21 protein-coding genes, 1 tRNA gene, 2 pseudogenes and 1 riboswitch are annotated in these 22267 nt (G+C 50.5%); of the genes and pseudogenes, 17 read left to right on the top strand and 7 right to left on the bottom strand.

Annotation, left to right across the window (positions count from 1 at the left end; translation table 11 throughout):
- The first annotated feature begins 80 nt into the window (after positions 1–80).
- Both ACIPDS_RS07065 and ACIPDS_RS07060 read left to right on the top strand, forming a co-directional pair.
- Positions 81–154, top strand: a tRNA-Gly gene (locus ACIPDS_RS07065).
- A 69-nt stretch (positions 155–223) separates the two neighbouring features.
- A pseudogene (locus ACIPDS_RS07060) lies at positions 224–713 on the top strand (tyrosine-type recombinase/integrase); the annotation flags it as partial.
- A gap of 130 nt (positions 714–843) precedes the next feature.
- Here ACIPDS_RS07060 and ACIPDS_RS07055 read toward each other — a convergent pair.
- Entirely contained in the window at positions 844–1629 is a 786-nt protein-coding gene (locus tag ACIPDS_RS07055) for an SDR family oxidoreductase (protein ID WP_400734156.1), read from the bottom strand.
- Positions 1630–1777: 148 nt separating this feature from the next.
- Here ACIPDS_RS07055 and ACIPDS_RS07050 point away from each other — a divergent pair, with 148 nt between their 5' ends.
- Positions 1778–2671, top strand: a complete 894-nt coding sequence (locus tag ACIPDS_RS07050) for a LysR family transcriptional regulator (protein WP_400734153.1) — start codon at positions 1778–1780, stop codon at positions 2669–2671.
- 24 nt (positions 2672–2695) lie between these two features.
- Here ACIPDS_RS07050 and ACIPDS_RS07045 read toward each other — a convergent pair whose 3' ends face one another.
- Both ACIPDS_RS07045 and ACIPDS_RS07040 read right to left on the bottom strand, forming a co-directional pair.
- Positions 2696–3685: an aldo/keto reductase gene (locus tag ACIPDS_RS07045; protein ID WP_400734150.1), complete on the bottom strand. Its 990-nt coding sequence runs from the start codon at positions 3683–3685 to the stop codon at positions 2696–2698.
- Positions 3686–3711: 26 nt separating this feature from the next.
- Positions 3712–4563, bottom strand: a complete 852-nt coding sequence (locus tag ACIPDS_RS07040; RefSeq protein ID WP_400734147.1) for an aldo/keto reductase — start codon at positions 4561–4563, stop codon at positions 3712–3714.
- A 281-nt stretch (positions 4564–4844) separates the two neighbouring features.
- On the opposite strand from ACIPDS_RS07040, the gene ACIPDS_RS07035 reads away from it, so the two are divergent.
- Positions 4845–5675, top strand: coding sequence for an SDR family oxidoreductase (locus tag ACIPDS_RS07035; protein ID WP_166515656.1), 831 nt, complete (start codon positions 4845–4847; stop codon positions 5673–5675).
- 21 nt (positions 5676–5696) lie between these two features.
- A pseudogene (locus tag ACIPDS_RS07030) lies at positions 5697–5867 on the top strand (nitroreductase family protein); the annotation flags it as partial.
- A 145-nt stretch (positions 5868–6012) separates the two neighbouring features.
- Here ACIPDS_RS07030 and ACIPDS_RS07025 read toward each other — a convergent pair.
- Entirely contained in the window at positions 6013–7209 is a 1197-nt protein-coding gene (locus ACIPDS_RS07025) for a multidrug effflux MFS transporter (RefSeq protein ID WP_400734142.1), read from the bottom strand.
- Between the two features lie 202 nt (positions 7210–7411).
- Here ACIPDS_RS07025 and ACIPDS_RS07020 point away from each other — a divergent pair, with 202 nt between their 5' ends.
- On the top strand, positions 7412–8044 hold the full coding sequence (locus ACIPDS_RS07020) for a glutathione S-transferase family protein (protein WP_400734139.1): 633 nt from the start codon (positions 7412–7414) through the stop codon (positions 8042–8044).
- Positions 8045–8141: 97 nt separating this feature from the next.
- Here ACIPDS_RS07020 and ACIPDS_RS07015 read toward each other — a convergent pair whose 3' ends face one another.
- Both ACIPDS_RS07015 and ACIPDS_RS07010 read right to left on the bottom strand, forming a co-directional pair.
- A complete protein-coding gene (locus ACIPDS_RS07015; RefSeq protein ID WP_400734136.1) occupies positions 8142–8933 on the bottom strand; it encodes an MBL fold metallo-hydrolase in 792 nt (263 codons plus the stop codon).
- A gap of 269 nt (positions 8934–9202) precedes the next feature.
- Positions 9203–10165 carry a hypothetical protein gene (locus ACIPDS_RS07010; protein WP_400734133.1) on the bottom strand — a complete coding sequence of 321 codons (963 nt, stop codon included), beginning with the start codon at positions 10163–10165 and terminating at the stop codon, positions 9203–9205.
- A gap of 1023 nt (positions 10166–11188) precedes the next feature.
- Between ACIPDS_RS07010 and ACIPDS_RS07005 the strand changes: the two genes are divergently transcribed.
- The 4 genes from ACIPDS_RS07005 (at position 11189) to ACIPDS_RS06990 (ending at position 13199) form a co-directional block, all read left to right on the top strand.
- Positions 11189–11884, top strand: coding sequence for a porin (locus tag ACIPDS_RS07005; protein ID WP_166515670.1), 696 nt, complete (start codon positions 11189–11191; stop codon positions 11882–11884).
- 172 nt (positions 11885–12056) lie between these two features.
- Positions 12057–12590, top strand: coding sequence for a hypothetical protein (locus ACIPDS_RS07000; RefSeq protein ID WP_166515671.1), 534 nt, complete (start codon positions 12057–12059; stop codon positions 12588–12590).
- 69 nt (positions 12591–12659) lie between these two features.
- Positions 12660–12893 carry a 4Fe-4S mono-cluster protein YjdI gene (yjdI, locus tag ACIPDS_RS06995; protein WP_061283302.1) on the top strand — a complete coding sequence of 78 codons (234 nt, stop codon included), beginning with the start codon at positions 12660–12662 and terminating at the stop codon, positions 12891–12893.
- A gap of 33 nt (positions 12894–12926) precedes the next feature.
- Positions 12927–13199 (top strand): GNAT family N-acetyltransferase, encoded by a 273-nt coding sequence (locus tag ACIPDS_RS06990; protein ID WP_166515673.1) that lies wholly within the window; start codon positions 12927–12929, stop codon positions 13197–13199.
- A gap of 34 nt (positions 13200–13233) precedes the next feature.
- Here the strand turns inward: ACIPDS_RS06990 and ACIPDS_RS06985 are convergent, their stop codons facing one another.
- A complete protein-coding gene (locus tag ACIPDS_RS06985; RefSeq protein WP_400734126.1) occupies positions 13234–13845 on the bottom strand; it encodes a LysE family translocator in 612 nt (203 codons plus the stop codon).
- A gap of 129 nt (positions 13846–13974) precedes the next feature.
- Here ACIPDS_RS06985 and ACIPDS_RS06980 point away from each other — a divergent pair, with 129 nt between their 5' ends.
- The 7 genes from ACIPDS_RS06980 (at position 13975) to mqo (ending at position 22030) form a co-directional block, all read left to right on the top strand.
- Entirely contained in the window at positions 13975–14442 is a 468-nt protein-coding gene (locus ACIPDS_RS06980) for an Lrp/AsnC family transcriptional regulator (RefSeq protein ID WP_400734123.1), read from the top strand.
- A gap of 33 nt (positions 14443–14475) precedes the next feature.
- Positions 14476–14537, top strand: a riboswitch (Fluoride riboswitch).
- Between the two features lie 70 nt (positions 14538–14607).
- Complete coding sequence (locus tag ACIPDS_RS06975; RefSeq protein WP_400734120.1) at positions 14608–15927, top strand: voltage-gated chloride channel family protein; 1320 nt, start codon at positions 14608–14610, stop codon at positions 15925–15927.
- 142 nt (positions 15928–16069) lie between these two features.
- Positions 16070–17416: an LLM class flavin-dependent oxidoreductase gene (locus ACIPDS_RS06970; protein ID WP_166515677.1), complete on the top strand. Its 1347-nt coding sequence runs from the start codon at positions 16070–16072 to the stop codon at positions 17414–17416.
- A gap of 9 nt (positions 17417–17425) precedes the next feature.
- Positions 17426–18256 (top strand): ABC transporter permease, encoded by an 831-nt coding sequence (locus tag ACIPDS_RS06965; protein ID WP_400734116.1) that lies wholly within the window; start codon positions 17426–17428, stop codon positions 18254–18256.
- A gap of 39 nt (positions 18257–18295) precedes the next feature.
- On the top strand, positions 18296–19267 hold the full coding sequence (locus tag ACIPDS_RS06960) for an ABC transporter substrate-binding protein (protein WP_400734113.1): 972 nt from the start codon (positions 18296–18298) through the stop codon (positions 19265–19267).
- On the top strand, positions 19267–20037 hold the full coding sequence (locus ACIPDS_RS06955; RefSeq protein ID WP_400734110.1) for an ABC transporter ATP-binding protein: 771 nt from the start codon (positions 19267–19269) through the stop codon (positions 20035–20037). The genes ACIPDS_RS06960 and ACIPDS_RS06955 overlap by 1 nt, the downstream gene beginning before the upstream one ends.
- Before the next feature lie 340 nt (positions 20038–20377).
- The gene (mqo, locus tag ACIPDS_RS06950; protein ID WP_400734107.1) at positions 20378–22030 is read left to right on the top strand and encodes a malate dehydrogenase (quinone); all 1653 of its coding nucleotides are present in this window, start codon (positions 20378–20380) and stop codon (positions 22028–22030) included.
- The last annotated feature ends 237 nt before the right edge of the window (positions 22031–22267 follow it).

The following is a 22267-nucleotide window of genomic DNA, read 5'->3' as shown; positions in this document are numbered from 1 at the left end:
CGGTTAATTTATATTCACTTACTAAGAATGAAGGCTTGCCAGATGAGGAGTAAAGTTTATAATGCTCCTCGCACACCTTTGCGGGCGTAGTTCAATGGTAGAACGAGAGCTTCCCAAGCTCTATACGAGGGTTCGATTCCCTTCGCCCGCTCCAAACTCAACTCCCCTGAAGTCTACAAAACTCAATTACTCCTTGATAAATCAGCAGTTATAGCATTCTATAAGAACATTAGCTGCTGGCTATGATCCTTCTCTTGAACGAAAAATTGAGAAACTAAGTCGTCAACAAGATGCTGAAAACTCGTTTGAGGCTCTTACGCGGGAGTGGTATCAGCGTCTCTATGACCGCTGGTCTGTGTCCTATCGTGAAGAGATGATGAGAACCTTTGAGAAAGATGTATTTCCTTATATCGGTCACCGGCCAATCAAAGATATCAAGCCGATGGAGTTGCTTGCAGTTCTTTCAAAGATAGAAGCACGAGGGGCAACTGAGAAGGTCCGTAAGGTTCGCCAGCGCTGTGGAGAGGGCTGTTGTGACTGGCAGGGCCGAGTACAATCCAGCATCTGATCTAGCCAGCGCCTTGAGTCCTCATGAGAAAGAGCACTATGCTTTTTTAACCCAGGATGAATTGCCTGAGTTTCTTCGGACTCTGAACACCTATGCTGGTAGTGTGCTTGTTAAGATTGCTATGCAATTGCTTATTTTAACGGGATCTAATACCTCTTTTAAAATCTATGTTTAAAACTGGACTTGTATCAGGAGTAACTTCCTCCATCTGTATATTCAAATATACAGACTTAAACTGACATGAGGCTGACGGCTATATGACAAAATTGTCAGGGTTATCGATTGGTTAATTTTTTTGAATGCAAATTCAGCTCGTTAATAATGCAGTCAGGTTCTTCACGCAGAGGCATATTGTCTATGTCCAGAACCCCATCATTTTTTTGTGGATCATCAGCCTGCAGGTCCGCAAACAGTGGGTTAAGATCCTGCTGTGCTTCACCTCGTTCAGCGACCAGCTCGAACGTTTTATTTTTTGCCTCGTCGTTGGTCAGGACACTGACCAGAACCTGGGCGATTTGTTCCCGGGATATCACGCCATCTTCCGGTGTTCCCGCATGGCGACGATCACCCTGAAGCATAACGATTCTGTGCTCATCATCATTGTTGTAATCAAACCAGCCGGGCCGGACGATGGTATAGGGATGACCGCTGGCCCTGACCAGACGCTCGGCACGTCTTTTCCAGTCATGAACTTCAGTGCGTTGATTCCAGGTGCTGAGCCGCTCAGTCACGCCAATCGTGGTCATCAGGCTGATACGAACAGGCGTATCCTTGAAAATTCTTAAAATATTACGTACTCCGCCGTAATCGATCGCTCTGGCACCAATACGACCCTGACCATCGGAACCGAGCGTGAAGATGATGGCATCAATATCTTTCGGTAATTCGGTGAGTGTTTCAGGCATTGAAACATCGCCGTAAAAAACATCTGCTCCACGAGGAAGCAATTTTACTTTGCGTTTATTTCTGACCAGCGCCACGGGCTGATGGCCCATTTTAATAGCGATATTGACGACAGGAAGGCCAATACTTCCTGTCGCGCCTGCAATGAGTATTTTCATGATAAACCTTCTGATAATTCAGACTTATTTTCGATACAGTCAGAATATCAATTATCATTATTGTCAGTAATAGGGCTAAAATGATTGTGTCTATGAATACCCTTCATGAGTATGCGATGAAGGGAATGCCTCCATAAGGAAATCGCCGATGCTTAAAGAAAACTTCAACGAACTGCAAATCTTTCTTGTGGTGGCAAGGGAGAGAAGTTTTACCAAAGCAGCGGGTAAACTGGGCGTTTCTCAGTCTGCACTCAGCCACGCGATGAAGGCACTGGAGGAAAGGCTGAATATCCGCCTTCTGACCCGCACGACCCGAAGCGTTGCCCCTACAGAGGCCGGTGAGAGAATTATTGCCTGCCTTGAACCGCGTATTGCCGATCTTGAGCAGGAGCTGGAATCGCTTGTTCAACTGAACGGCACTGCCTCCGGCAATATCCGTTTATCTGCCGGGGAGCATGCCGTGCGAAGTCTGGTATGGCCGAAGCTAAAACCCTTCCTCAGGGAATACCCGGAAATCAATGTTGAACTGGTCGTTGATAACGGCTTTGTCGATATTGTGGAGGGGCGTTTTGATGCCGGGATCCGTCTGGGAGAAAGCGTGGATAAGGACATGATTGCGGTAAGAATTGGGCCTGACATGAGAATGGCTGTGGTGGGAGCACCGTCTTATTTCGCTGCAAACCCTGCACCTGAAACGCCGCACGAGCTACAAAATCATCGGTGTATAAATATGCGCCTGCCGACAGTCGGTGGGCTTTACCACTGGGAGTTTGAGAAGGATGGGAAACCGTTACGGGTCAGAGTGGAAGGGCAGGTCACGTTTAATCTGCAGGCAGAAAGGATTGATGCGGCGTTATCCGGTTTTGGTATCGCCTGTATACCTGAAGACAGGGTGCAGGATTATATAAAGTCAGGAGAGCTTATTCAGGTTCTGCAGGACTGGTGTCCGTCTTTCCCCGGATATTATCTTTATTACCCGAGCCGTAAGCAGCATCCGCCCGCTTTTGCGTTGATGATCGATGCACTTCGCTACTCGGAATAACGGGTCCGTAGACCCGTCCGGGTATTAACGGCCCACGCGAGCCTGATGCTCAGGAGAGTAACGCTCGCCGACGATTTTAATCGTTTCAAGCGCCTGGGTTATCTGCAGTGAGTCATCCTGTGAAAGAATGATGTCGGCAGCCCCAAGGTTTTCTTCCAGTCGATGCAGTTTGGTGGTACCAGGAATAGGAACAATCCACGGCTTTTGTGCCAGCAGCCATGCCAGCGCGATTTGTGCAGACGTCACGCCTTTCTCTGCCGCCAGTTCACCCAGCAATGAGACCAGCTTTTCATTGGCTTCAATCGCCTGCTCGGCGAAACGCGGCACGGTGCTGCGGTAATCATCCTTGCCAAAAGTGGTTCCTGGCTTAATCGATCCCGTCAGGAAACCTTTGCCTAATGGGCTGAAGGGCACAAAACCAATACCCAGTTCCTCCAGTAACGGCAGGATCTCCTGCTCAGGCTCGCGCCACCACATGGAGTATTCGCTTTGCAGCGCAGTAACCGGTTGTACGGCATGCGCACGACGAATGGTTTGCGCACCCGCTTCGGACAGACCGAAATGTTTAACTTTGCCTTCAGCGATCAGGTCTTTTACCGTACCCGCAACATCTTCAATCGGGACATCCGGATCGACACGGTGTTGATATAGCAGGTCAATGACATCAGTGTTAAGACGGCGTAATGATCCTTCCACAGCTTCACGGATATGCTCCGGACGGCTGTTTAAAATCTGCTGCTTGTTGTCGTCGCCAAAAGTAAAACCAAACTTGGTGGCAATGACCACACGGTCACGAAACGGTTTTAAGGCTTCGCCGACAACTTCTTCATTGAGGAAGGGACCATACACTTCAGCGGTATCGAAGAAGGTCACCCCACGTTCAACCGCTGCGCGAATGAGCTCGATAGCCTGTCGGGTATCGGTCGCCGGGCCGTAGCCGTGGCTTAAGCCCATGCAACCGAGCCCAAGCGCGGAGACTTCGAGTCGGGATTTACCCAGATAACGTTTTTGCATTGAATGAATACCTCTATTATCGCGACTTAAACATCAAGTTTGCGGCCAGTCAGCCATTCCACCATCGCCGGGTCGCGGTGAGAGAAGAAGGCGCTGGTTGCGGTGTCGAGGGCGGCAATTTGCAGCATATCCTCAGCGCTGAGTTCAAAATCGAGAATATTGATGTTCTCTTCCATACGTTCTTTGCGCACCGATTTCGCCAGTGAAATGATGCCTCGCTGGAAGATCCAACGCAGCACAACCTGGCCCACGCTTTTGCCGTACTTCTGGCCAATTGCCGTTAACACGGGATGCTGGAACAGGCCATTTTTACCCTCAGCAAACGGTGCCCAGGCTTCCGGCTGGATGCCACGGCTTTGATTCCATGGAACGGCATGCAGTTGCTGGTTGAACGGGTTAACTTCAATCTGGTTTACCGCAGGCGCAACTTTGTTGAAGGCGATAAGGTCGGCAAGTCGGTCTGGATGGAAGTTGCTGACACCAATGGCGTGAATTTTGCCTGCCTGCTGCAGTTCTTCCATAGCACGCCATGCCCCATGGACATCGCCGTAAGGCTGGTGAATCAGATACAGGTCGACGTAATCAAGTTGCAGCCGATTCAGGGAGCGTTCGAACTGGGCTTTAGCGCCTTCGTAATTGGTATCCTGTAGCCACAGTTTGGTCGTTACAAAAAGTTCGTTACGCGCGATACCGCTCTGTTTCAGAGCGTTCCCGACCTGGGTTTCATTCTGGTAAGACGCTGCGGTATCAATCAGTCGGTATCCTGTATCGATGGCATCAATAACCGCTCTTTCGCATTCAGCAGCATCCGTCATCTGAAAGACACCAAAGCCCAGCAGGGGCATTTCAATACCGTTGTTCAGTTTTACAGTTTGCATGACGTTATCCTTCAGCTGTTGTGTTGGAAAGCATAACGCGAAATGATTTATTCGATTAGATGGGGTAATTAGCTAGGGCTTATTAGTAATTGTCATTAATTTGGAAATACCCAATCGATAGACTTTGCATAAAGCGGTTACTTATGAAAATCATTCATAAGGGTAAGCGCCTTAGCTGACTAAACCAATCCTCTTCCAGACGCTATGCTGCCTGAGTTGTCATCATGACAGGGGCCCATCTGGTCTAAGCTGATGGCTAAACCTGTAGAAGAGGGATAAAAATGAAAGATGTCATTGTTGTAATTGGTAGTGGCTCGATTGCTCAAGCCATTGCGCGACGTGTGAGCGTTGGAAAACATATTCTCCTGGCCGATATAAGAACTGAAAACGCTCAACAGGCTGAAAATACCCTCTCACGTGCCGGTTTTGACGTGAGTACTACCACGGTCGATGTGCGTTCGCGTGATTCTATCCTGGAACTCGTGAAAACAGCGTGTAGCGTAGGTGAAATCAAGGGAGTTATCCATACTGCAGGATTGTCACCGTCTCAAGCACAAGCACAGGACCTCATCCGCGTTGATCTATACGGCAGCGCCGTGCTGTTTGAGGAATTTGGTAAAGTTATCGCACCCGGTGGCTCCTGCGTTGTGATTGGCTCGCAGTCCAGTCATCGCTTAGATGTTGATGCTCTGACACAGGTTGAGGCGGATGCGCTTGCAACCCTGCCGCCTGAAGATCTTCTCGAACTGCCTCTGGTGAAAGAAATTGAAGACAGCTTATATGCTTATCAGATTTCCAAACGCTGTAATGCGCTTCGCGTTATGTCTGAAGCGGTGAAATGGGGCAAGCGCGGTGCACGAATTAACTGCATCAGCGCCGGTATCGTCTATACGCCTCTGGCTTATGACGAGCTTAATAGTGCTGAAAGAGGTGAATTTTATCGAAATATGCTGGATAAATCTCCGGCGGGACGGGGCGGTACGCCAGATGAAATCGGTGCGCTGGCGGAGTTTCTGTTCGGGCCTAATGGTACCTACGTGACGGGAAGCGATCTGCTGATTGATGGTGGTGCAACTGCTTCTTACAAATACGGCGAGTTACGTCCGCAGTAATACATCCTGATTTCCCCACGTGAGATTTTTCGGGCGCCTCATGTTGCCCTGCTGTTCATTCCTGCTGTAGGGGACAACGTTCGCGTAGCCTCGGACGCCGGTATGTATGCGCAGACATTCCTGCTTTCTCTGGCAGCTCGCGGTTACGCAGGTGTTCCACAGGCAGTGCTGAGTTATTTTGCCCAAACGGTGCATTGAATATTAAATGCTCCTGAGATACTCACCCTTCCCTGTAACTCAGGGAGGGGGGCGTTTTATCTGGGATCCCAAAAGAAATACCGTAAAGCAGCCTGAAGCCCTCAAGCCGAAAGTGTCGTCTGGCATCAATAACGACGTTTTATTTTTTTATCTGAACGGTCAGTGCCATCAGGGCGCTGGCTGCTGTAAACAACGCAATTATCCAGCCCATCGTCCAGGGTGTGCCGTCACTGAACAGAGCGAGAAGCAGTGAAGAAATGATGCCGCTGCCATATTGTAACGCCCCCATTAGCGCCGACGCGGAGCCAGCCACATTAGGCACTGCGTCCAGAGCGCATGCCGTGGAGGTCGCCGCGATGATGCCATTCATAGAGAAGAACACGAACACAGCGCCGATAATCACGGTAATCCCACCCACACCCAGGCCGGTGGTGACCGCCAGCACTATTGCGGCAATAGTGGCGATGAATACAGCATTCCTGAGCAACGCTTCCAGTGGATAGCGGTGAACCAGACGTCTGTTGACCATGCTCACCGCCATTAATCCAACAATGTTTACTGCAAACAGCCAACCGTAATGCTGCGGGTCAACACCGAAGTACGTGATGTACACAAACGGAGAGCCGGTGATAAAGGCGTAGGCTGCAACGTAGTAGAACATCAGACATAGCGTAAACCGCATGTATCTGGCGTTGGTGAGTAAGGCATAGTAGTTGTGAAAGGCTCTGGTTACAGAGGCTTGCGAGCGTTTTTCAGCAGGTAATGTCTCCGGTAGCCAGAATAAAGACATCAGCATTAATGTTCCGATAATCGTCAGCAGCCAGAATATGGCATGCCACGAGGTGACTTTAATCATCTGCCCGCCAATCAGGGGCCCGGCAATCGGCGCGATGGCCATGATGATCATCAGAGTCGAAAGCATTTGTGCTGCACGAGTACGGCTAAACAGGTCACGGATCATTGCTCGTGCCAGCATCGGTCCGGTACAGGCACCTAACGCCTGAAAAACGCGCCAGAAGACTATTTGCACGATATCAGTTGATAACGCGCAGCCCACCGAGCCGATGATAAATAGACCTAAACCGATAAACAGCGGCAGTCGACGCCCATAACGATCGCTAATCGGTCCCCATATCAGTTGTGCGATGCAAAAGCCGATAAGGAATCCGGTGATAGTTAGCTCTGCATCACCCTGTAAATCTGTTGCCATGACGGGCATCGCTGGAAGATAGATGTCGGTTGATAAAGAGGTCACGGCCATCAGGGCACTGAGAATGAGTAAAAACAATAGACCGGTTTTTTTAGCCGTCGGTGACTGTGCTTTAATATTAAGCATGATTATCCGTTTAGAGAGGAAATTATCGTCATATTCTAACGAGATCATGCAGTTTGATAACTCATGGGAATAGGATAGGCACTATGAATAACATTCATTAATAGAGCAAATCCTTGTATCTCAGTACATACTCAATTCGATATCAATCTGCATTTCTATCCCATTCCAGCGGGTTGATTACTGAAAACTAAGGGAACCCAAAATGGCTTTAACGCTGCATCATCTCAATGCCTCTCGTTCAATGCGTATCCTCTGGCTGCTAGAAGAAGCAGGAATTGAGTATCAACTTGTTAAGTATCAGCGTGATGCTAAAACACACCTCGCGCCAGCTTCACTTAAAGCGATCCATCCGTTAGGAAAATCCCCTGTGATTGAACTGGATGGCAAAGTGATTGCCGAATCGGGTGCCATTGTGGAAATTCTTATTTCACGTTATGCCCCGCATCTGGCACCTGCGGCAGACTCCTCGGCATATATTGATTACCTACAGTGGATCCATTTCGCTGAAAGTTCAGCCATGCTGCCAGTCCTGTTGAAACTCTTTGGCGGAATTGAAAAAAGCACCGGAACACCGCTCAATTTCCTGGATAATTATGCAGATAGTGAGTTTGAAAAAGTGTTCGGTTTCCTTGACCAAATGCTGGCGTCACGTGAGTTTATCCTTGGTGATACGCTCAGTGGTGCCGACTTTATGCTGGGCTTTGTCGTCAGCACTGCGATTGACCAACTGAACGCAGGAGACCGTTTCCCCAATATCTCGCGTTACGCACAGCGGCTCAAAAATACCGCCAGCTGGCAAAGCGCAAAGGCTATTGAGTCAGGTGAAAATTCCTGAAGGGGACAGGCGGCGCCGGTAATATAAAACAGCGGGGTTTTATTCTGGTAAGAATAAAACCTCAGCAATACCACCGTTGATGAAAATTGCGCCACTCTTACTCAAGGCAATTAATATACTTTTCGCCCGAACGCTGCACGATTGCATCGGCATCTTCCAGAATATCTTTTCCTTCAAACGCACCGTAGAGCTTGTTAAATTTCACCGCCCTCAGCCGATGGATGATATCGCAGACCGTTCGGGCCGGTAACGGGAGCATATTCGGGTAGCTCCACATAAAGGAGACGGCATCAGAACCGGGTGTGACTTGCAGGATATCGCCCGAAAGCACTATGCCTTCCTCTCGCGCCCAGTGCAGTACGCAACCGCCGGCGAAATGCCCTCCCAGACGTATTAATTTTATGTCCTGAGCGATTGCCAGCGTGTCGCCATCCCAAAATTTAATCCAGGGGCTGTCGCGCATCACCCACTTACTGTCGCTGGCGTGAAGATAAATCGGGGCGTTAAATTCTGCTGCCCAATCTTGCATGGTGGTGTAGTAATGCGGGTGCGATATCGCAATAGCCTTAAGGCCGCCCAGAGACGTGATGAGTGTTTTGGTAGCGTCGTCGAGGGTGGCGATGCAGTCCCAGAGAATATTGCCTTCCGGGGTAAGCAGAATAAATGCACGCTGATTGATAGCAAAATCAGGAACCGTGCGAATGCTCAGCAGCGCGCTGTCGTGTTGTCGCCACTTATTGCTGTGCGACGCACATAGGTCATCAAAATTAACCCACTGCTGGCCGGTTGCGGGCACATATTGGCGCTCATCTTCGCAAATATCACAATGTTCAGGGGGCGTACCGATTACCTCATACGAGGTGCCGCAGGTTTTGCATAATGTGATCATTGAATCCTCCTTAGTCTTTTCTTAAATCAGGGGGGAGGGAATATTCTTTGACTAAGCCCCAAAAAGTATAAATGCCCTATAAAGGGCATTTATACCGTTCCCGCTTGACTGCTATTTTTGTGGGGGGGACATCTTGCTTCAGTACGGATTTGTTACCGTGTCTTAGTGAACAAATAAGGCAATCAGAATAATAATTGGGATCGGAACCCCGAGAAAGAATAGTAATAATGAGCGCATTCTTCTTCTCCAGTCTGGTTATAAATTAACAGTTACAAATCACGCTGACGGCCACCGTAAGTCGCACACAGGCTTGCAACGAACGCACCAATTAACAATGAGATAAATGTCCACAGAGTGACATAGCTCGTCGTTTTACGTGCGGTATCAGCAGCTTCTTTAGCGGTCTTTTTGGCTTCTTCCAGTTTGGACTGAACATTTGCGTAAATACTTTTTACGCGCTCTTCGGCCTGAGCCTGGTTAAGTCCGGTATTCTGGGAGACTAACTGAGCGATATAGTTAAGATCTTCAGGAGGAAGCGAGCCTGAACCGATGCTGTTAATGAAAATACCCGTGACTTCGCCAAGCTGAGCAGGAGAGACTGACTGCGTCGGTGGTACGGTAATATTGGTTTGGCCATCTGCGGTGACGTTGGTTTTACGGAATAAAGAGTTGATAAAGTAACTCATAGATTCATTAGAGACTTCAGATGAACCCTTTGCCGCACCGGCAACGGAGAGTGCAGATGCCCCAGCGGCGACAGAACCCACTGCGCCAACGGCTTTTGCGCCACCGCTAACAATCGAGCCCAGCGAGGTGGTCAGCAGAACGGCTGAGATCAGTGCCGCAACGGCCCAGGTGAGGAAGCCATGCGCGGTATCGCGGAAATAGACCTCATCAACGTGCGTGTCTACCCATTTAGTCCGCAGTCGACCGGCTAAATAGCCGCCCATACCGGAGGCGACAATTTGGGTAAACGTCAGCCAGGCGATGGCGGCAATACCCACGGTGCCAGCGCTTAGCCCATGATCGTCCCACGGAGAGATGGAAGATAACCCGAGACCAGTGCCCAGCATGAGCAGTACCATTGCCAAAGATGCCGCAGCTACTGCACCAGCAAAGATGGCGGCCCATGACACCGCGCTGTTGCTGGCCGGTGCGGGTACAGCGAGATTTCTATCTGGATATTCGTTTCGGAGATGGGGCTGTTCTAATGGTTCGTAAGTATGAGTCATTTCAAATGTCCTGATAAATTTATTCCGGAGTTCTGCCGTAGATGCTTTATCCACACACAGACGTTAGGCGTAACTTTATATATTTACACTATTCCCATCGTAGCTTTGAATTATTGACCCTTCGATATTTATACCCTTAATATTTAAAATCTTGACCAAGCATAGATTTAATAAGTATTAAAAACTCATCAGAATTTTAGCTGACGTCTTAATGGTAGTAGATTATTCAAAACTAACAATTTATTAACCGTGAGATTTGCTGGATGGCTTGTAATTGACTGTAAAATAAGGTTTTTATCCAATTACAATAATTCCTAAAAAATATCTGTCTGTTTAATGTACTTCTTTTGAAGCGTACGAATCCTCCGGCGGGATAAAGTGGTAGCGTATCTTTTAGCTCGGTGAAATATCGTCAGTTCATTTAGACTTCCTTGTCGGGCGATACCGGGGATGATCATCATTTCCGCCGTGGAAGCTATCCATAACGCCTATGTAGTGATGGTCACAATTCTGCACCACCTACCGTTTTATCCAGTGTCCCACCACAACCCGTACGTTTGCCATCCCCAACTCACCTATGGCGAACGTATTTGCACTTTTTACTCACCTCAACGGCAGCAATGCAGTTGGTAAAACCGCAAATTTGCTACTGGAGAATGATGCGAAAATGTTTCAAATACTTCTTTATTCGTAGGGTAATTCTTGATAAAGATATTATTGCCATGCCTTACTATTAGCATTGTAAAAATAAATTAGATTATTACTTTATTTATATCCTATTGATTTTATAGCAATAATTGGTTTAATTAAAGTTATGTAAGCCCAATGTAAATTAACCTTCAGTGTGATCTGTAACGATATTTTTAGCTCGTCAAGCGGCAATTTATTGACCCCTGTCACGCCCTTTCACTTCCTGCCACTTTGAAATAAATCTTTACGATCTCGATCACTAAAACAATTCTTTTAAAAAAATAAAATCCAGTTTCATAAAAATGAAACATGATTCCAATTGAGGGTTATTGAATGTTTAAAAAATCTCTGGTCATGATGGCTTTATGCGGCGCGTCTTTTGCTGCATCTGCAGTAACAGTTGATTTACGTCACGAATTTATTGACGGTGGCAAGACGGATAAAACTAACGCTGACCGTGTTTCGGTTTCCCACCGCTTTGCAAACGGCTTTGGTTTCTCTGTGGAAGCGAAATGGAAATCGGGTGGCGATAATACCGATAAACCGTATGCCGATTTTATTGGTAACGGTCACGAAGAATCGATTAGCTACCAATATAAATTCAATAAGAATTTCTCAGTGCAGCCGGGCTTTAATATTGAAAGTAACGACAGCCGTTCTATCTATAAGCCAAATTTGCGCGTGCAATATAGCTTCGACAGCGGTTTCTATGTGGCAGCACGTTATCGTTATGACTACACCCGTTATCCGTCAAATGCCAATAAGGATGATGATAAGGTAAACCGTGGTGATGCCTGGGCGGGTTATGTGTTCGGCGACTGGCGTACCGAGCTGAACTACGTTTATGCCCGCAGTACTGAAGGCACTAAGCGTAATAATAATAAGCCGTATTCTCAGGAATATAACGTCAAAGTGGCGTATAAAATCGATAAAAACTGGGCGCCGTATGGTGAAGTGGGCAACGTGGGCGTAAACGATCGCGATGACCGCCAGACCCGATTCCGTGTAGGCGTGGCATACTCCTTCTAAAATAGGCTGTTAGATGAAATCCCCCGGCGCTGTTGGCCGGGGTTCTCATTTTATCTTGCTGAATACTCTTTCGGCTGCTCATATATCTGAGAATCGTTATTTAATATTCCCGCCCCATTGTGTCGCTCTTACCTGACGTCAATTATCATTACCTTTTTGAAGGGGCCCGTGAATGGATAGTGTTGTGCTGATAATATTACTTCTCATCCTCTGTTTTGCGATGTTGGTTGGGGGATGGTTTCTCATCATGCGCACTGAAATGAAAATAGAAAAAAAGATGCTCAATGAATTTGAGTTAAAACGGAAAGAGGAAAAACAGCAGAAAATACTCCAAAAGTATGAGGAGTTATTGGCAATGGAAATTGAGTGGCATACGCAGCGTATTGCCAGTATTCATTTCTTCCTGGCGAAGATAAAGAAAAAACAGGATGCTGAATACCGAGGAACTCAGGCCAGTATTAACGGCGATAACACTCAGCTTCACTCTAAGATCAAAGCCTTAATCTTCATTTACTTTCCGCATTTACAGGACGATTACGCCAAGCTGTGCAAAATTGCTGACTGCACGGTCTACTTTGACTATGTTTACGGGCGTTCTTCAGACGGCCCGCGAGTGCTGGCGCAGTTGACGGATAAATTGCAGAAGTTCTCCGCGCTGTCCACCGAGTTTCAGAATCGCATTCGTAATGAAGTCGTTGTTGAATGATTGACGATTTTCACCGGCGACAGGTCTATGATTAGTCTCGAACGTATATAAAAAAACAGAGGCAATGTCATGGATAAGGAACTACAGGACGCAGGTTATCGCGTCTATACCGGCGAGAAGATTGATGTCTACTTCAATACGGCAATCTGCCAGCATTCCGGCAATTGCGTCCGTGGCAGCGGTAAGCTTTTCAATTTAAAGCGCAAACCGTGGATAATCCCGGATGAGGTTGACGTCGCTACGGTGGTTCGTGTTATTGATACCTGCCCAAGCGGGGCACTTAAGTATCGTCATCATGACTAAAGGCCTGACCCATCAGGCACTAAGCGAGGACATATGGAAATTCTGGAAGGCCATAACAAGTTTTATGTCAACGATGCTAACGGTCATCAGGTGGCGGAGATCGTTTTTGTTCCTACCGGTGAGCATCTGAGCATTATTGAGCATACAGATGTTGATGAAAGCCTGAAAGGGCAGGGTGTTGGTAAAAAATTGGTCGCTAAAGTGGTGGAAAAAATGCGTGCGGAGCAGCGCAAAATTATCCCACTGTGCCCGTTTGCTAAACATGAGTTTGATAACACTCGCGAATACGACGATATTCGCGCCTGACCCTTAGCGCCAGCTTCGGCTGGCGCGACTCCTCTCAGCGAAGTTGTTCAACTAGTAGCAGCGCGGCAATCGCCACCATCAAAGCGCCAGATACCCGGCTCACCACTCTCGCAGCCTGCGGACGGCTGGTTAACAGCGCCCGCGAACCGTAGCCAACCAGCAAATAGATTATCGTACAGGTGATAAGATGCATCAGCCCCAGCGCCGACATCTGTAGCGCTATCGGCCACTGTCCTTGCGGATCGGTAAATTGGGGCAACAATGCAAGAAACAGTAAAAAGACCTTTGGATTCAACCCGCTGATGCATAGCCCTTTCATTGCCCACTGATTCCAGCCACCGCTCTGCTGGCAAGCACGGGTAACTTCCGCCGGATGACGCAGCAGGGAAATCCCCAGCCACAGCAAATAGCACGCGCCCAGCAGCGTCAGCGCTGACAGTGCCAGCGGATGCCCGGCAATCAACACGCCGACGCCAGCCACCACCACAATCGTTGCCAAAAGATGCCCTGATATTAAGCCCGCGACCGCCGGTACGATGGTTCGTCCGTGGATCCCCGCGCTAATCGTATAGGCCCAATCAGCACCTGGCGTCATAATCAGCAGAAATGACACCAGCCAGAACCCCGCCACCAGACTCATTTCCATGACGTGCGCACTCCGTTATTTTTCATGGTATTACCCTCATATTCTGTCCACGAAAGAATATCGGGATACCCGCGCAATGAGCTTTCAATGTTATGCTCAGAATAGGTCTTTAAAGAGAGAATCTTCTAAATGGATAGCATCGATCGCAAAATTCTTGCCGAACTCCAGGCCGATGGGCGTTTATCGATTACCGAGCTGGCCGAACGGGTAAATTTAAGCCTGTCGCCGTGCCACCGGCGTTTACGGGCGTTGGAGCAAGAAGGGGTGATTACCGGTTATCGTGCCAATCTTGACCCTGGTAAAATGGGCTTCAACTTTGTCGCGCTGGTGTTTGCCACGCTAAAAGAGGGCGATAAAAAAGCGGTCAGCGCCTTTGAAGAAGCGGTGGAGGAGATCCCCCAGGTCGTCCTCGCGCAGCGGTTATTCGGCGACCCGGACTATTTAATGCAGGTGGTGACCCGCGACCTTTCTTCTTTTCAGAAACTCTACGACCAAAAGCTTTCAGCGATGCCGGGTGTCCAGCATCTGCGCTCGACGCTGGTGATGAAAACGGTGGTTCAGGACAGGCCATTCCCGCTAGAAACATTCAAACCGTAAAGTATTTTGCTCAAACCATTCGCGTGCTAATATATTTGCGCAGGGGATGGCATTCCCCCTTGAACCGCCGTGTGGCTGATGATGCCTGTTTCTATTCCTGGACCGGGAATGAACAGGCACACCTCTACCGCGTCCAGGATAATTTATTTATCTGAGGATGCGTCAATGCGCTTTGAACACCTTGCTCGTCAAAACTCACTTTTCTTCCTGCTGCAATGGCTATTGCTCGCGCTGGTCATCGCCGTTCTGGTTGGCTCGGCCTCTGCACTATTTCTCTTCTCGCTTGATTGGGCGACCGCTTCCCGCATTCAGCATCATTGGCTTATCTGGCTGCTACCCTTTGCCGGTTTTGCCGTGGGATGGGTGTACTTGCGATTCGGGCGTTCGGTGGAGGCGGGCAACAATCTGATCCTTGAACAGGTTCATAACCCGGCCAGGGTTATCAGCCTGCGGATGGCGCCGCTGGTGTTTATCGGTACGGTGATTTCGCATCTTTTTGGCGCATCCGTTGGGCGTGAAGGCACGGCGGTACAAATGGGGGCTTCCATCGCTGATCAGTTTACCTCCGTGCTCAAACTCAATGATGATGCCCGACGGATGGTGCTGATGACGGGCGTTAGCGCCGGTTTCTCTTCGGTATTCGGTACGCCGCTTGCGGGGGCTATTTTCGGTCTTGAAGTGATGGCGATAGGCCGTATGCACTACACCGCCATTTTTCCCTGCCTGCTGGCGGCAATCGTCGCCGACAGCGTAGGGTTAATGTGGGGCGTGCACCATACACACTATGCGATGTCGCTTATCCCCGAAATGTCTATCTGGACGCTGGGCGCCGTCATTATCGCGGGCGGCTGTTTTGGCCTGGCGGCTCGCGTTTTTGCCGACACCACGCACCTCATTGGCGGCATCATGAAAACCCATATTGCCTATGCGCCGCTGCGTCCGTTTGTCGGCGGGGTGATTATCGCCGTCGCGGTCTATCTGCTGCACGCTGACCGCTACATTGGTCTGGGTATTCCGGTGATTGTTGATGCTTTCCAGCACCCGCTAGCGCCGTGGGATTTCCTCGGCAAGCTGGCCTTTACCGTGATGTCGCTGGGTAGCGGCTTTAAAGGCGGTGAAGTGACGCCGCTGTTTTATATTGGCGCGACGCTTGGCAATGCGCTGGCACCGCTGCTGCATCTGCCGTTTGCGTTTCTTGCGGGCATTGGCTTTGTGGCGGTCTTTGCCGGGGCCGCCAATACGCCGATTGCCTCCACGCTAATGGCTATCGAACTGTTTGGCGCGGACATCGGTGTTTATGCGGCGATGGGGTGCGTGGTTGCGTATCTGGTTTCCGGGTACACCAGCATTTACCGTTCTCAGCGTGTGGCCTGTCTGAAACACCGTGTTGTACCGATGGGGATAACCCTGGCAGAACTTCCGGCCTGGCAGCGTGAACAGGCGCAGATCGAAACGCATCACGATGAGGCAAAAACCGATAGCTAATAACTGATCGTTGTAAGCGTGTGGGTTTCTTATTGCTAAAATGTAAATATAGAACTCAATATTTGTTATTTCAGAATAAGCGCTCATTCTGGCTATCTTGATTCAAGCCCAAATCCGGCCATGAATCAGGAGGCAAACCAGAATGAGCAGACAAATCAAGTTAGGTGCTTTTCTTCCCGGCGGCGGCCAGCATATTGCGGCCTGGCGTCATCCCGATCAGCCCGCTGATGGTGCAACCAGTTTCGAATTCCACAAGCAGCTGGCGCAGACCGCCGAACGCGGCTTGTTTGATGCTTACTTCCTTGCCGATGGCCTGGCAATCCCGGCCTCCGGCGTGACCGATGGCGGCACGGCAAAAGTTGCGGGCTTTGAACCGGTAACCCTGTTCTCTGCGCTGGCGCCGCTGACGCAAAATATCGGCTTTATCGCCACCGCCTCTACCACCTATGAAGAACCCTACAACCTGGCGCGCAAATTCGCCTCGCTGGATCTGATCTCCGGCGGCCGTGCGGGCTGGAACGTGGTGACGACCGCCACTGAAGCGGCGGCCCACAACTTTAATCTCGACACTCAGCACCCGCATGAATACCGCTATCAGCGCGCGAAAGAGCACGTTGAAGTGGTGAAAAAGCTGTGGGATAGCTTTGAAGATGATGCGTTCCTGCGTGATAAAGCCTCCGGCCAGTTCTTTGACCGAAACAAGGTGCACGACACCAATCACGTCGGCAAATTCTTTAAAGTTCGCGGCCCGCTGAACGTGCCTCGTTCGCCACAAGGCCAGCCGGTTATCGTCCAGGCGGGGCAGTCTGAAAGCGGACGCGCTCTGGCGGCGGCGACCGCGGAGGTGATTTTCACCTCGCATCAGCATCTGGAAACCGCGCAGGATTTCTATCGTGATATTAAACAGCGCGCCCGCGCCGTGGGCCGCAATCCCGACCATGTGCTCATCATGCCGGGCGTCGCGCCATTTATCGGTCGTACCGAAGAAGAGGCCAAAGAGAAGTACCATAAATTGACCTCGCTGATTGTTGAAGCGGACGGCATTGCCCTGCTGAACGGTCTCGCCGGTGGTGGGATCGACCTTGGCAAATTCGATCCCGACGGCCCGCTGCCGCCGCTGCCGGTGACCGAGGGGATGAAATCGCGCCCGGAACTGATCCGCCAGATCGCCGATGAAAATAACTTCACTATCCGTGAGCTTTATCAATGGGTTGCGACCGCGCGCGGACACTTCACCGTGGTCGGCAGCGCCGAGCAGGTAGCCGATACCTTGCAGGAATGGTTTGAGAATGAAGCCGCCGATGGCTTTAACGTCCTGCCGCCGTGGCTGCCGGGCGGGCTCGATGATTTTATCGAGCTGGTGGTGCCGATTTTGCAAAAACGGGGCCTGTTCCGTACCCAGTATGAAGGCAAAACGCTGCGCGAAAATCTGGGGCTGCCGTATGCCAGCAACCGCTACAGCGCCGTGCGCAATGCCAAAGTGGCTTGAGGAGGCTCTATGTTTTATTCCACGACCCGAATACGTCTCAAGGCCCGTCGCCCGGCAATCCCCGCTTATAAGATTTGGTATCAGCGCAGCCTGTCTTTGCTCGCTCGCTACGGCCTGCTGGTGTTGTTTTTTGCCGGTTGGCAGATTGCCAGCACGGCAGGATGGCTGAACGCGGCGGTGATCCCGCCGCTGGATAAAATCTTCAGCGCACTGTGGAACGGGATTACGCAAGGCGCGCTGCTGGGAGATATCACCATCAGCTTGCAGCGAGCGGGGCTGGCCTTCTTCGCCGCCATCGTTGTGGGCATCCCGCTGGGGCTGTTTATGGGGCAGATTCGCCCGCTTGAGCAGGCGCTGGATCCGATTCTCCAGCTCTTTCGCCAGACCTCGGCGCTGGCGCTGTATCCGATCTTTATCCTGCTGCTGGGTCTCGGGGAAACATCGAAAGTGTTCGTGATTTTCTGGGCGGCGCTGTTCCCGATTCTGCTGGCGACCATTAGCGGCGTGAAAGAGGTGGATTCAAAACTCTTAGAGATGGCGAAAACCTTTGGCGCCGGACGCCTGACGCTGTTCTATCGCGTAATTGTACCCGCTTCCGTGCCGTCTATTTTTGTCGGTCTGCGTCTGTCGGCGACGACCGCGTTACTGCTGTTGATTGCGGCCGAAATGATTGGCGCAAATCAGGGGATCGGATTCAGAGTTATCAATGCGCAATATAACTTCCAGATCCCAATGATGTTCGCCGCCATCTTCCTGCTGGCTTTTGCCGGGTTATTTGCGAACGCCATTCTGGTGCTTTTACAGCGCCGTCTGTGTCGCTGGAACTCGCGTGATCATTAATTATTTTGCCTTCGAATATAGCCAAACAGGACTTTTATAATGAAAAAACAGATTAAATTTGCGTGGGCTGCGGCACTCATCCTCTTTGGTTCCAGCGCATCCGTGCAGGCTCAGGATGAGGCCACAATGCGCTATATGGCGAGCTACGGCGGTATTTCCGCACACGAATTAGCGGACGCTCTGGGCTATTTCAAAGGTACTGGAGTCTCTATTAAAAACGCCGGTTATGCCAGCGGTGGCCCGGAATCATTATTTGCGCTGGCTTCAAACAGTATTGATATCGGCTCGGCGGCAACGCCTGCGGTCATTAACTCAATTGCCAACGGTAATGATTTTGTCGCGGCATATCCGACAAATGGTATTAACGAAACCACCAAATCTATTTTCTACGTGAAAGAAGATAGCCCAATCAAATCGGTCAAAGATTTAGTCGGTAAAACGGTGGCGGTCAACACGCTGGGCGCGCATCTGGATTACACCCTGCGTGAGGCGTTGCATAAGGCAAATCTGCCAGAAAACGCCGCGAAACCGGTCGCCGTTCCAGGCCCGCAGCTTGAGCAGACGCTGCGTTCGGGTCAGGTCGACGTGGCGGCTTTCGGCTACTGGCAGACCACCTTTGAAGGTGCCGCCCGCAGCCACGGTGGCCTACGCCCAATCTTTAACGACGCCGATGTACTCGGCCCGATTGCCGGTGGCTTTACGGTACTGCGCGCCGACTTCGTGAAAAAGCACCCGGATGCCGCACGTATCTTCGTGGTGGAGTCAGCGCGTGCGCTGGATTATGCCCGCGATAACCCGCAACAAGTGCGGGAAATTATGGCCAGGATCCTCAAAGAGCGCGGTGAAAACCCGGAAGTGGCACAGTACTTTACCGGCTATGGCGTGCGTAAAGGTGGCCTTGCCGAACCGCATGACGTGCAGTTCTGGCTGGATATCCTCGAGCGTGATGGCGTGATCCAAAAAGGTCAGTTGAAAGCCTCAACCATTTTGCTGAAAACGGAAGGTGCATAATGACAACAACCGCTCAGGCTCAGCGCGGCGATATTTCCATTCGCCGTCTACGTAAGACTTTTTCTCTTGAAGGGAAACCGTTTGATGTCTTCCGTGACCTCAATTTGCAGATTGATAGCGGACAGAGTATCGCCATCGTCGGGCCAAGCGGCTGCGGGAAAACCACGCTGCTACGCATTCTCGCGGGGCTGGAGACGCCAGACGGCGGGGATGTGGTGATTGATGGACAGGAAGTTCATGGGATGAGCCGGGAAAGGGCGGTGATTTTCCAGGAGCCGCGCCTGCTCCCCTGGCTAACGGTGCTGGAAAACGTCAGTTTTAGCCTCGACGTGCAGGGCGTTCCCCGTAAGAAGGCGCGCGAGCGCGCCAAAGAAGCGATTGAGCTGGTCGGCTTAAGTCATTGTGAACAGGCGCTGCCAAAGCAGCTTTCTGGCGGGATGGCCCAGCGCGTCGGTATCGCGCGGGCGCTGACCATCCAGCCGGAAATTTTACTGCTTGATGAACCGTTGGGCGCGCTGGACGCCATGACCAAAATCACCATGCAGGAAGAGCTGGCGCGCATCCATGAAGTGGAAAAAATCACGATGGTGCTGGTCACCCACGATCTGGAGGAGGCGATTTACCTGGCTGACCGGGTATTGATCCTGCCAAAAATTAAAGGCGATCCAATCAGGACGATTGAGGTGACACTGCCGCGTCCGCGCGTGCGCAGCAGTCTGGATTTTGTGGCGCTGCGTCAGCAATTAATGGCGGAATTTGGTCTGCATTAGAGCCTATCCCATTAGGCTATTTTATTCGCCATTTTGGCACCGGGCAGTGCTCGAAATCCTCACGTACTAGGTGTACGCTCCGGTTTCTGCGCGCTGTCCGGCACCAAACTGGCTTCAACAATTACGCCTACTGGGATAGGCTCTTAATCCTTATTATTGCAATAAGTGGGTTAGCCTTTATTTCCATGTTAATTATATGGCTGCTTTTTTTAATTTAAAAAAGCAAAATGGGTGTAAATGTTAATATCCATAGATGTAAAGTGAGTGGTATTTTAAAATAATGTAAAAGTGCGCTACCATTAGCGCACTCATTACATCAAGCTACGTGAATATCATCATTATGCCTGCAATAAATAAAAAACTATTCTCTCTGGCGACAATAGCGCTGCTGGTTAACACCGCCGCTTACGCAAATACCGATACGACGCAAAAAACCGACGTTCTGCTCATTGGCGGCGGGATCATGAGCGCGTCGCTGGGCACCTGGCTACAGGAGCTGCAACCGGACTGGAAACAGGTGATGGTCGAGAAGCTCGATAAAGTCGCTCTCGAATCCTCTAACGGCTGGAATAACGCCGGGACCGGTCACTCCGCTAATATGGAATTGAACTACACGCCGGAGCGCCCTGACGGCACTATCGACGTGACCAAAGCGCTGGAAATTAACGAGCAGTTTATGATTTCCCGCCAGTTCTGGTCATCGCAGGTTAAGCGCGGCATTTTGAATAACCCGCACTCCTTTATTAACTCCACGCCGCACATGAGCTTTGTCTGGGGCGACAAAAACGTCGATTACCTCGGCAAGCGCTACGACGCGTTGCAAAAAACTACCCTGTTCCAGGGGATGAAATTCTCCACCGATCATCAGCAAATTGCCCAATGGGCACCGCTGGTTATGGACGGTCGCGATCCGCAGCAGAAAGTGGCGGCAACCTGGACGCCTGCGGGCACGGACGTCAACTACGGCGAAATCACCCGCCAGCTGATTGGCAGCCTGCAAAAGAACGACCACTTCTCGCTGCAAACGTCTTCTGAAGTTACCGAGTTCAAACGTAACGGGGATAACTCCTGGCACGTGACCATCGAAGATGTGAACAGCGGTAAACAGCACGCCATTGACGCGAAATACGTGTTTATCGGTGCGGGCGGCGGCGCGCTGAAACTGCTGCAAAAAACCGGTATTCCTGAAGCGGATAACTACGCAGGCTTCCCGGTCGGTGGTTCCTTCCTGATGACTGAGAACCCGGAAGTCACGCGTCTGCATCAGCAAAAAGTGTACGGTCAGGCTTCCGTGGGCGCACCGCCAATGTCGGTACCGCACATTGATGCGCGCTTTATCGATGGCAAACGTGTGGTGCTGTTCGGGCCATTCGCCACTTTCTCCACCAAATTCCTCAAACAAGGTTCTTTCTTTGACCTGTTGAGCACCACGACGACCAGCAACGTGCTGCCGATGACCCACGTTGGTCTGGATAATTTCGACCTGGTGAAATACCTGATTAGCCAGGTGATGCTGAGCGATGATGACCGTTTTGCCGCGCTGAAAGAGTACTATCCTGGCGCGCGTAAAGAAGACTGGAAACTGATCCAGGCCGGTCAGCGCGTGCAGATTATCAAGAAAGATGCCGATAAAGGCGGCGTGCTGAAGCTGGGTACCGAAGTGGTTGTTGACCAGCAGCGCACCATCTCCGCATTGCTTGGCGCATCGCCAGGCGCGTCAACCGCAGCGCCAATCACCCTGAACGTGATTAAGAAACTGTTCCCTGAGCAGTTCAACTCACCAGAATGGCAGAGCAAGATTCGCGGTATCGTACCGAGCTTTGGTCAGAAGCTTAACGGCAACACCGCGCTCACGCAGCAGGTGTGGGATGACACCGCCACGACGCTGCAACTGACCAAGCCGCCAGTCATTCAGATGCCACAAAATGAAGCGAAAGTGATGGAAGCGAAACCGGCGCAGGAGACCTCTCCACAGCACGATATGGCGCTGTAAAAAGGTAGGCCGGATAAGGCGAAGCCGCCATCCGGCAACCGGTGCCGAATTGCCTGATGGCGCTACGCTTATCAGGCCTACGGGGTTCTGGTGTTCGAATAGAAAAGGCCTGTCGGTTATCCTGACAGGCCTTTTTTTATATTAACGGAAATTCATATTTAAAATATGAATGTATTATTACGATCTCAATGAATAGATCTTGTGCAAAGATCACAGATTCACCCCGCTAGCAATATT

This window comes from Kluyvera sp. NPDC087067 (genome assembly GCF_044745165.1).
Classification (GTDB): domain Bacteria; phylum Pseudomonadota; class Gammaproteobacteria; order Enterobacterales; family Enterobacteriaceae; genus Kluyvera.
Note: the sequence above shows the minus strand (reverse complement) of the source record. Positions and strands in the feature narration are given on the sequence as shown.

What these genes read in the sequence shown, in the direction of transcription:
- ACIPDS_RS07040 (WP_400734147.1), bottom strand. Translation starts at nt 4,563, where the DNA reads ATGCAAACTGTAAAACTGAACAACGGTATTGAAATGCCCCTGCTGGGC.
- ACIPDS_RS07045 (WP_400734150.1), bottom strand. Translation starts at nt 3,685, where the DNA reads ATGCAAAAACGTTATCTGGGTAAATCCCGACTCGAAGTCTCCGCGCTT.
- ACIPDS_RS06975 (WP_400734120.1), top strand. Translation starts at nt 14,608, where the DNA reads ATGCGCTTTGAACACCTTGCTCGTCAAAACTCACTTTTCTTCCTGCTG.
- ACIPDS_RS06955 (WP_400734110.1), top strand. Translation starts at nt 19,267, where the DNA reads ATGACAACAACCGCTCAGGCTCAGCGCGGCGATATTTCCATTCGCCGT.
- ACIPDS_RS06990 (WP_166515673.1), top strand. Translation starts at nt 12,927, where the DNA reads ATGGAAATTCTGGAAGGCCATAACAAGTTTTATGTCAACGATGCTAAC.
- ACIPDS_RS06980 (WP_400734123.1), top strand. Translation starts at nt 13,975, where the DNA reads ATGGATAGCATCGATCGCAAAATTCTTGCCGAACTCCAGGCCGATGGG.
- ACIPDS_RS07050 (WP_400734153.1), top strand. Translation starts at nt 1,778, where the DNA reads ATGCTTAAAGAAAACTTCAACGAACTGCAAATCTTTCTTGTGGTGGCA.
- mqo (WP_400734107.1), top strand. Translation starts at nt 20,378, where the DNA reads ATGCCTGCAATAAATAAAAAACTATTCTCTCTGGCGACAATAGCGCTG.
- ACIPDS_RS07015 (WP_400734136.1), bottom strand. Translation starts at nt 8,933, where the DNA reads ATGATCACATTATGCAAAACCTGCGGCACCTCGTATGAGGTAATCGGT.
- ACIPDS_RS06985 (WP_400734126.1), bottom strand. Translation starts at nt 13,845, where the DNA reads ATGGAAATGAGTCTGGTGGCGGGGTTCTGGCTGGTGTCATTTCTGCTG.
- ACIPDS_RS06960 (WP_400734113.1), top strand. Translation starts at nt 18,296, where the DNA reads ATGAAAAAACAGATTAAATTTGCGTGGGCTGCGGCACTCATCCTCTTT.
- ACIPDS_RS07035 (WP_166515656.1), top strand. Translation starts at nt 4,845, where the DNA reads ATGAAAGATGTCATTGTTGTAATTGGTAGTGGCTCGATTGCTCAAGCC.
- ACIPDS_RS07055 (WP_400734156.1), bottom strand. Translation starts at nt 1,629, where the DNA reads ATGAAAATACTCATTGCAGGCGCGACAGGAAGTATTGGCCTTCCTGTC.
- ACIPDS_RS06965 (WP_400734116.1), top strand. Translation starts at nt 17,426, where the DNA reads ATGTTTTATTCCACGACCCGAATACGTCTCAAGGCCCGTCGCCCGGCA.
- ACIPDS_RS06970 (WP_166515677.1), top strand. Translation starts at nt 16,070, where the DNA reads ATGAGCAGACAAATCAAGTTAGGTGCTTTTCTTCCCGGCGGCGGCCAG.
- ACIPDS_RS07025 (WP_400734142.1), bottom strand. Translation starts at nt 7,209, where the DNA reads ATGCTTAATATTAAAGCACAGTCACCGACGGCTAAAAAAACCGGTCTA.
- ACIPDS_RS07005 (WP_166515670.1), top strand. Translation starts at nt 11,189, where the DNA reads ATGTTTAAAAAATCTCTGGTCATGATGGCTTTATGCGGCGCGTCTTTT.
- ACIPDS_RS07000 (WP_166515671.1), top strand. Translation starts at nt 12,057, where the DNA reads ATGGATAGTGTTGTGCTGATAATATTACTTCTCATCCTCTGTTTTGCG.
- ACIPDS_RS07020 (WP_400734139.1), top strand. Translation starts at nt 7,412, where the DNA reads ATGGCTTTAACGCTGCATCATCTCAATGCCTCTCGTTCAATGCGTATC.
- yjdI (WP_061283302.1), top strand. Translation starts at nt 12,660, where the DNA reads ATGGATAAGGAACTACAGGACGCAGGTTATCGCGTCTATACCGGCGAG.
- ACIPDS_RS07010 (WP_400734133.1), bottom strand. Translation starts at nt 10,165, where the DNA reads ATGACTCATACTTACGAACCATTAGAACAGCCCCATCTCCGAAACGAA.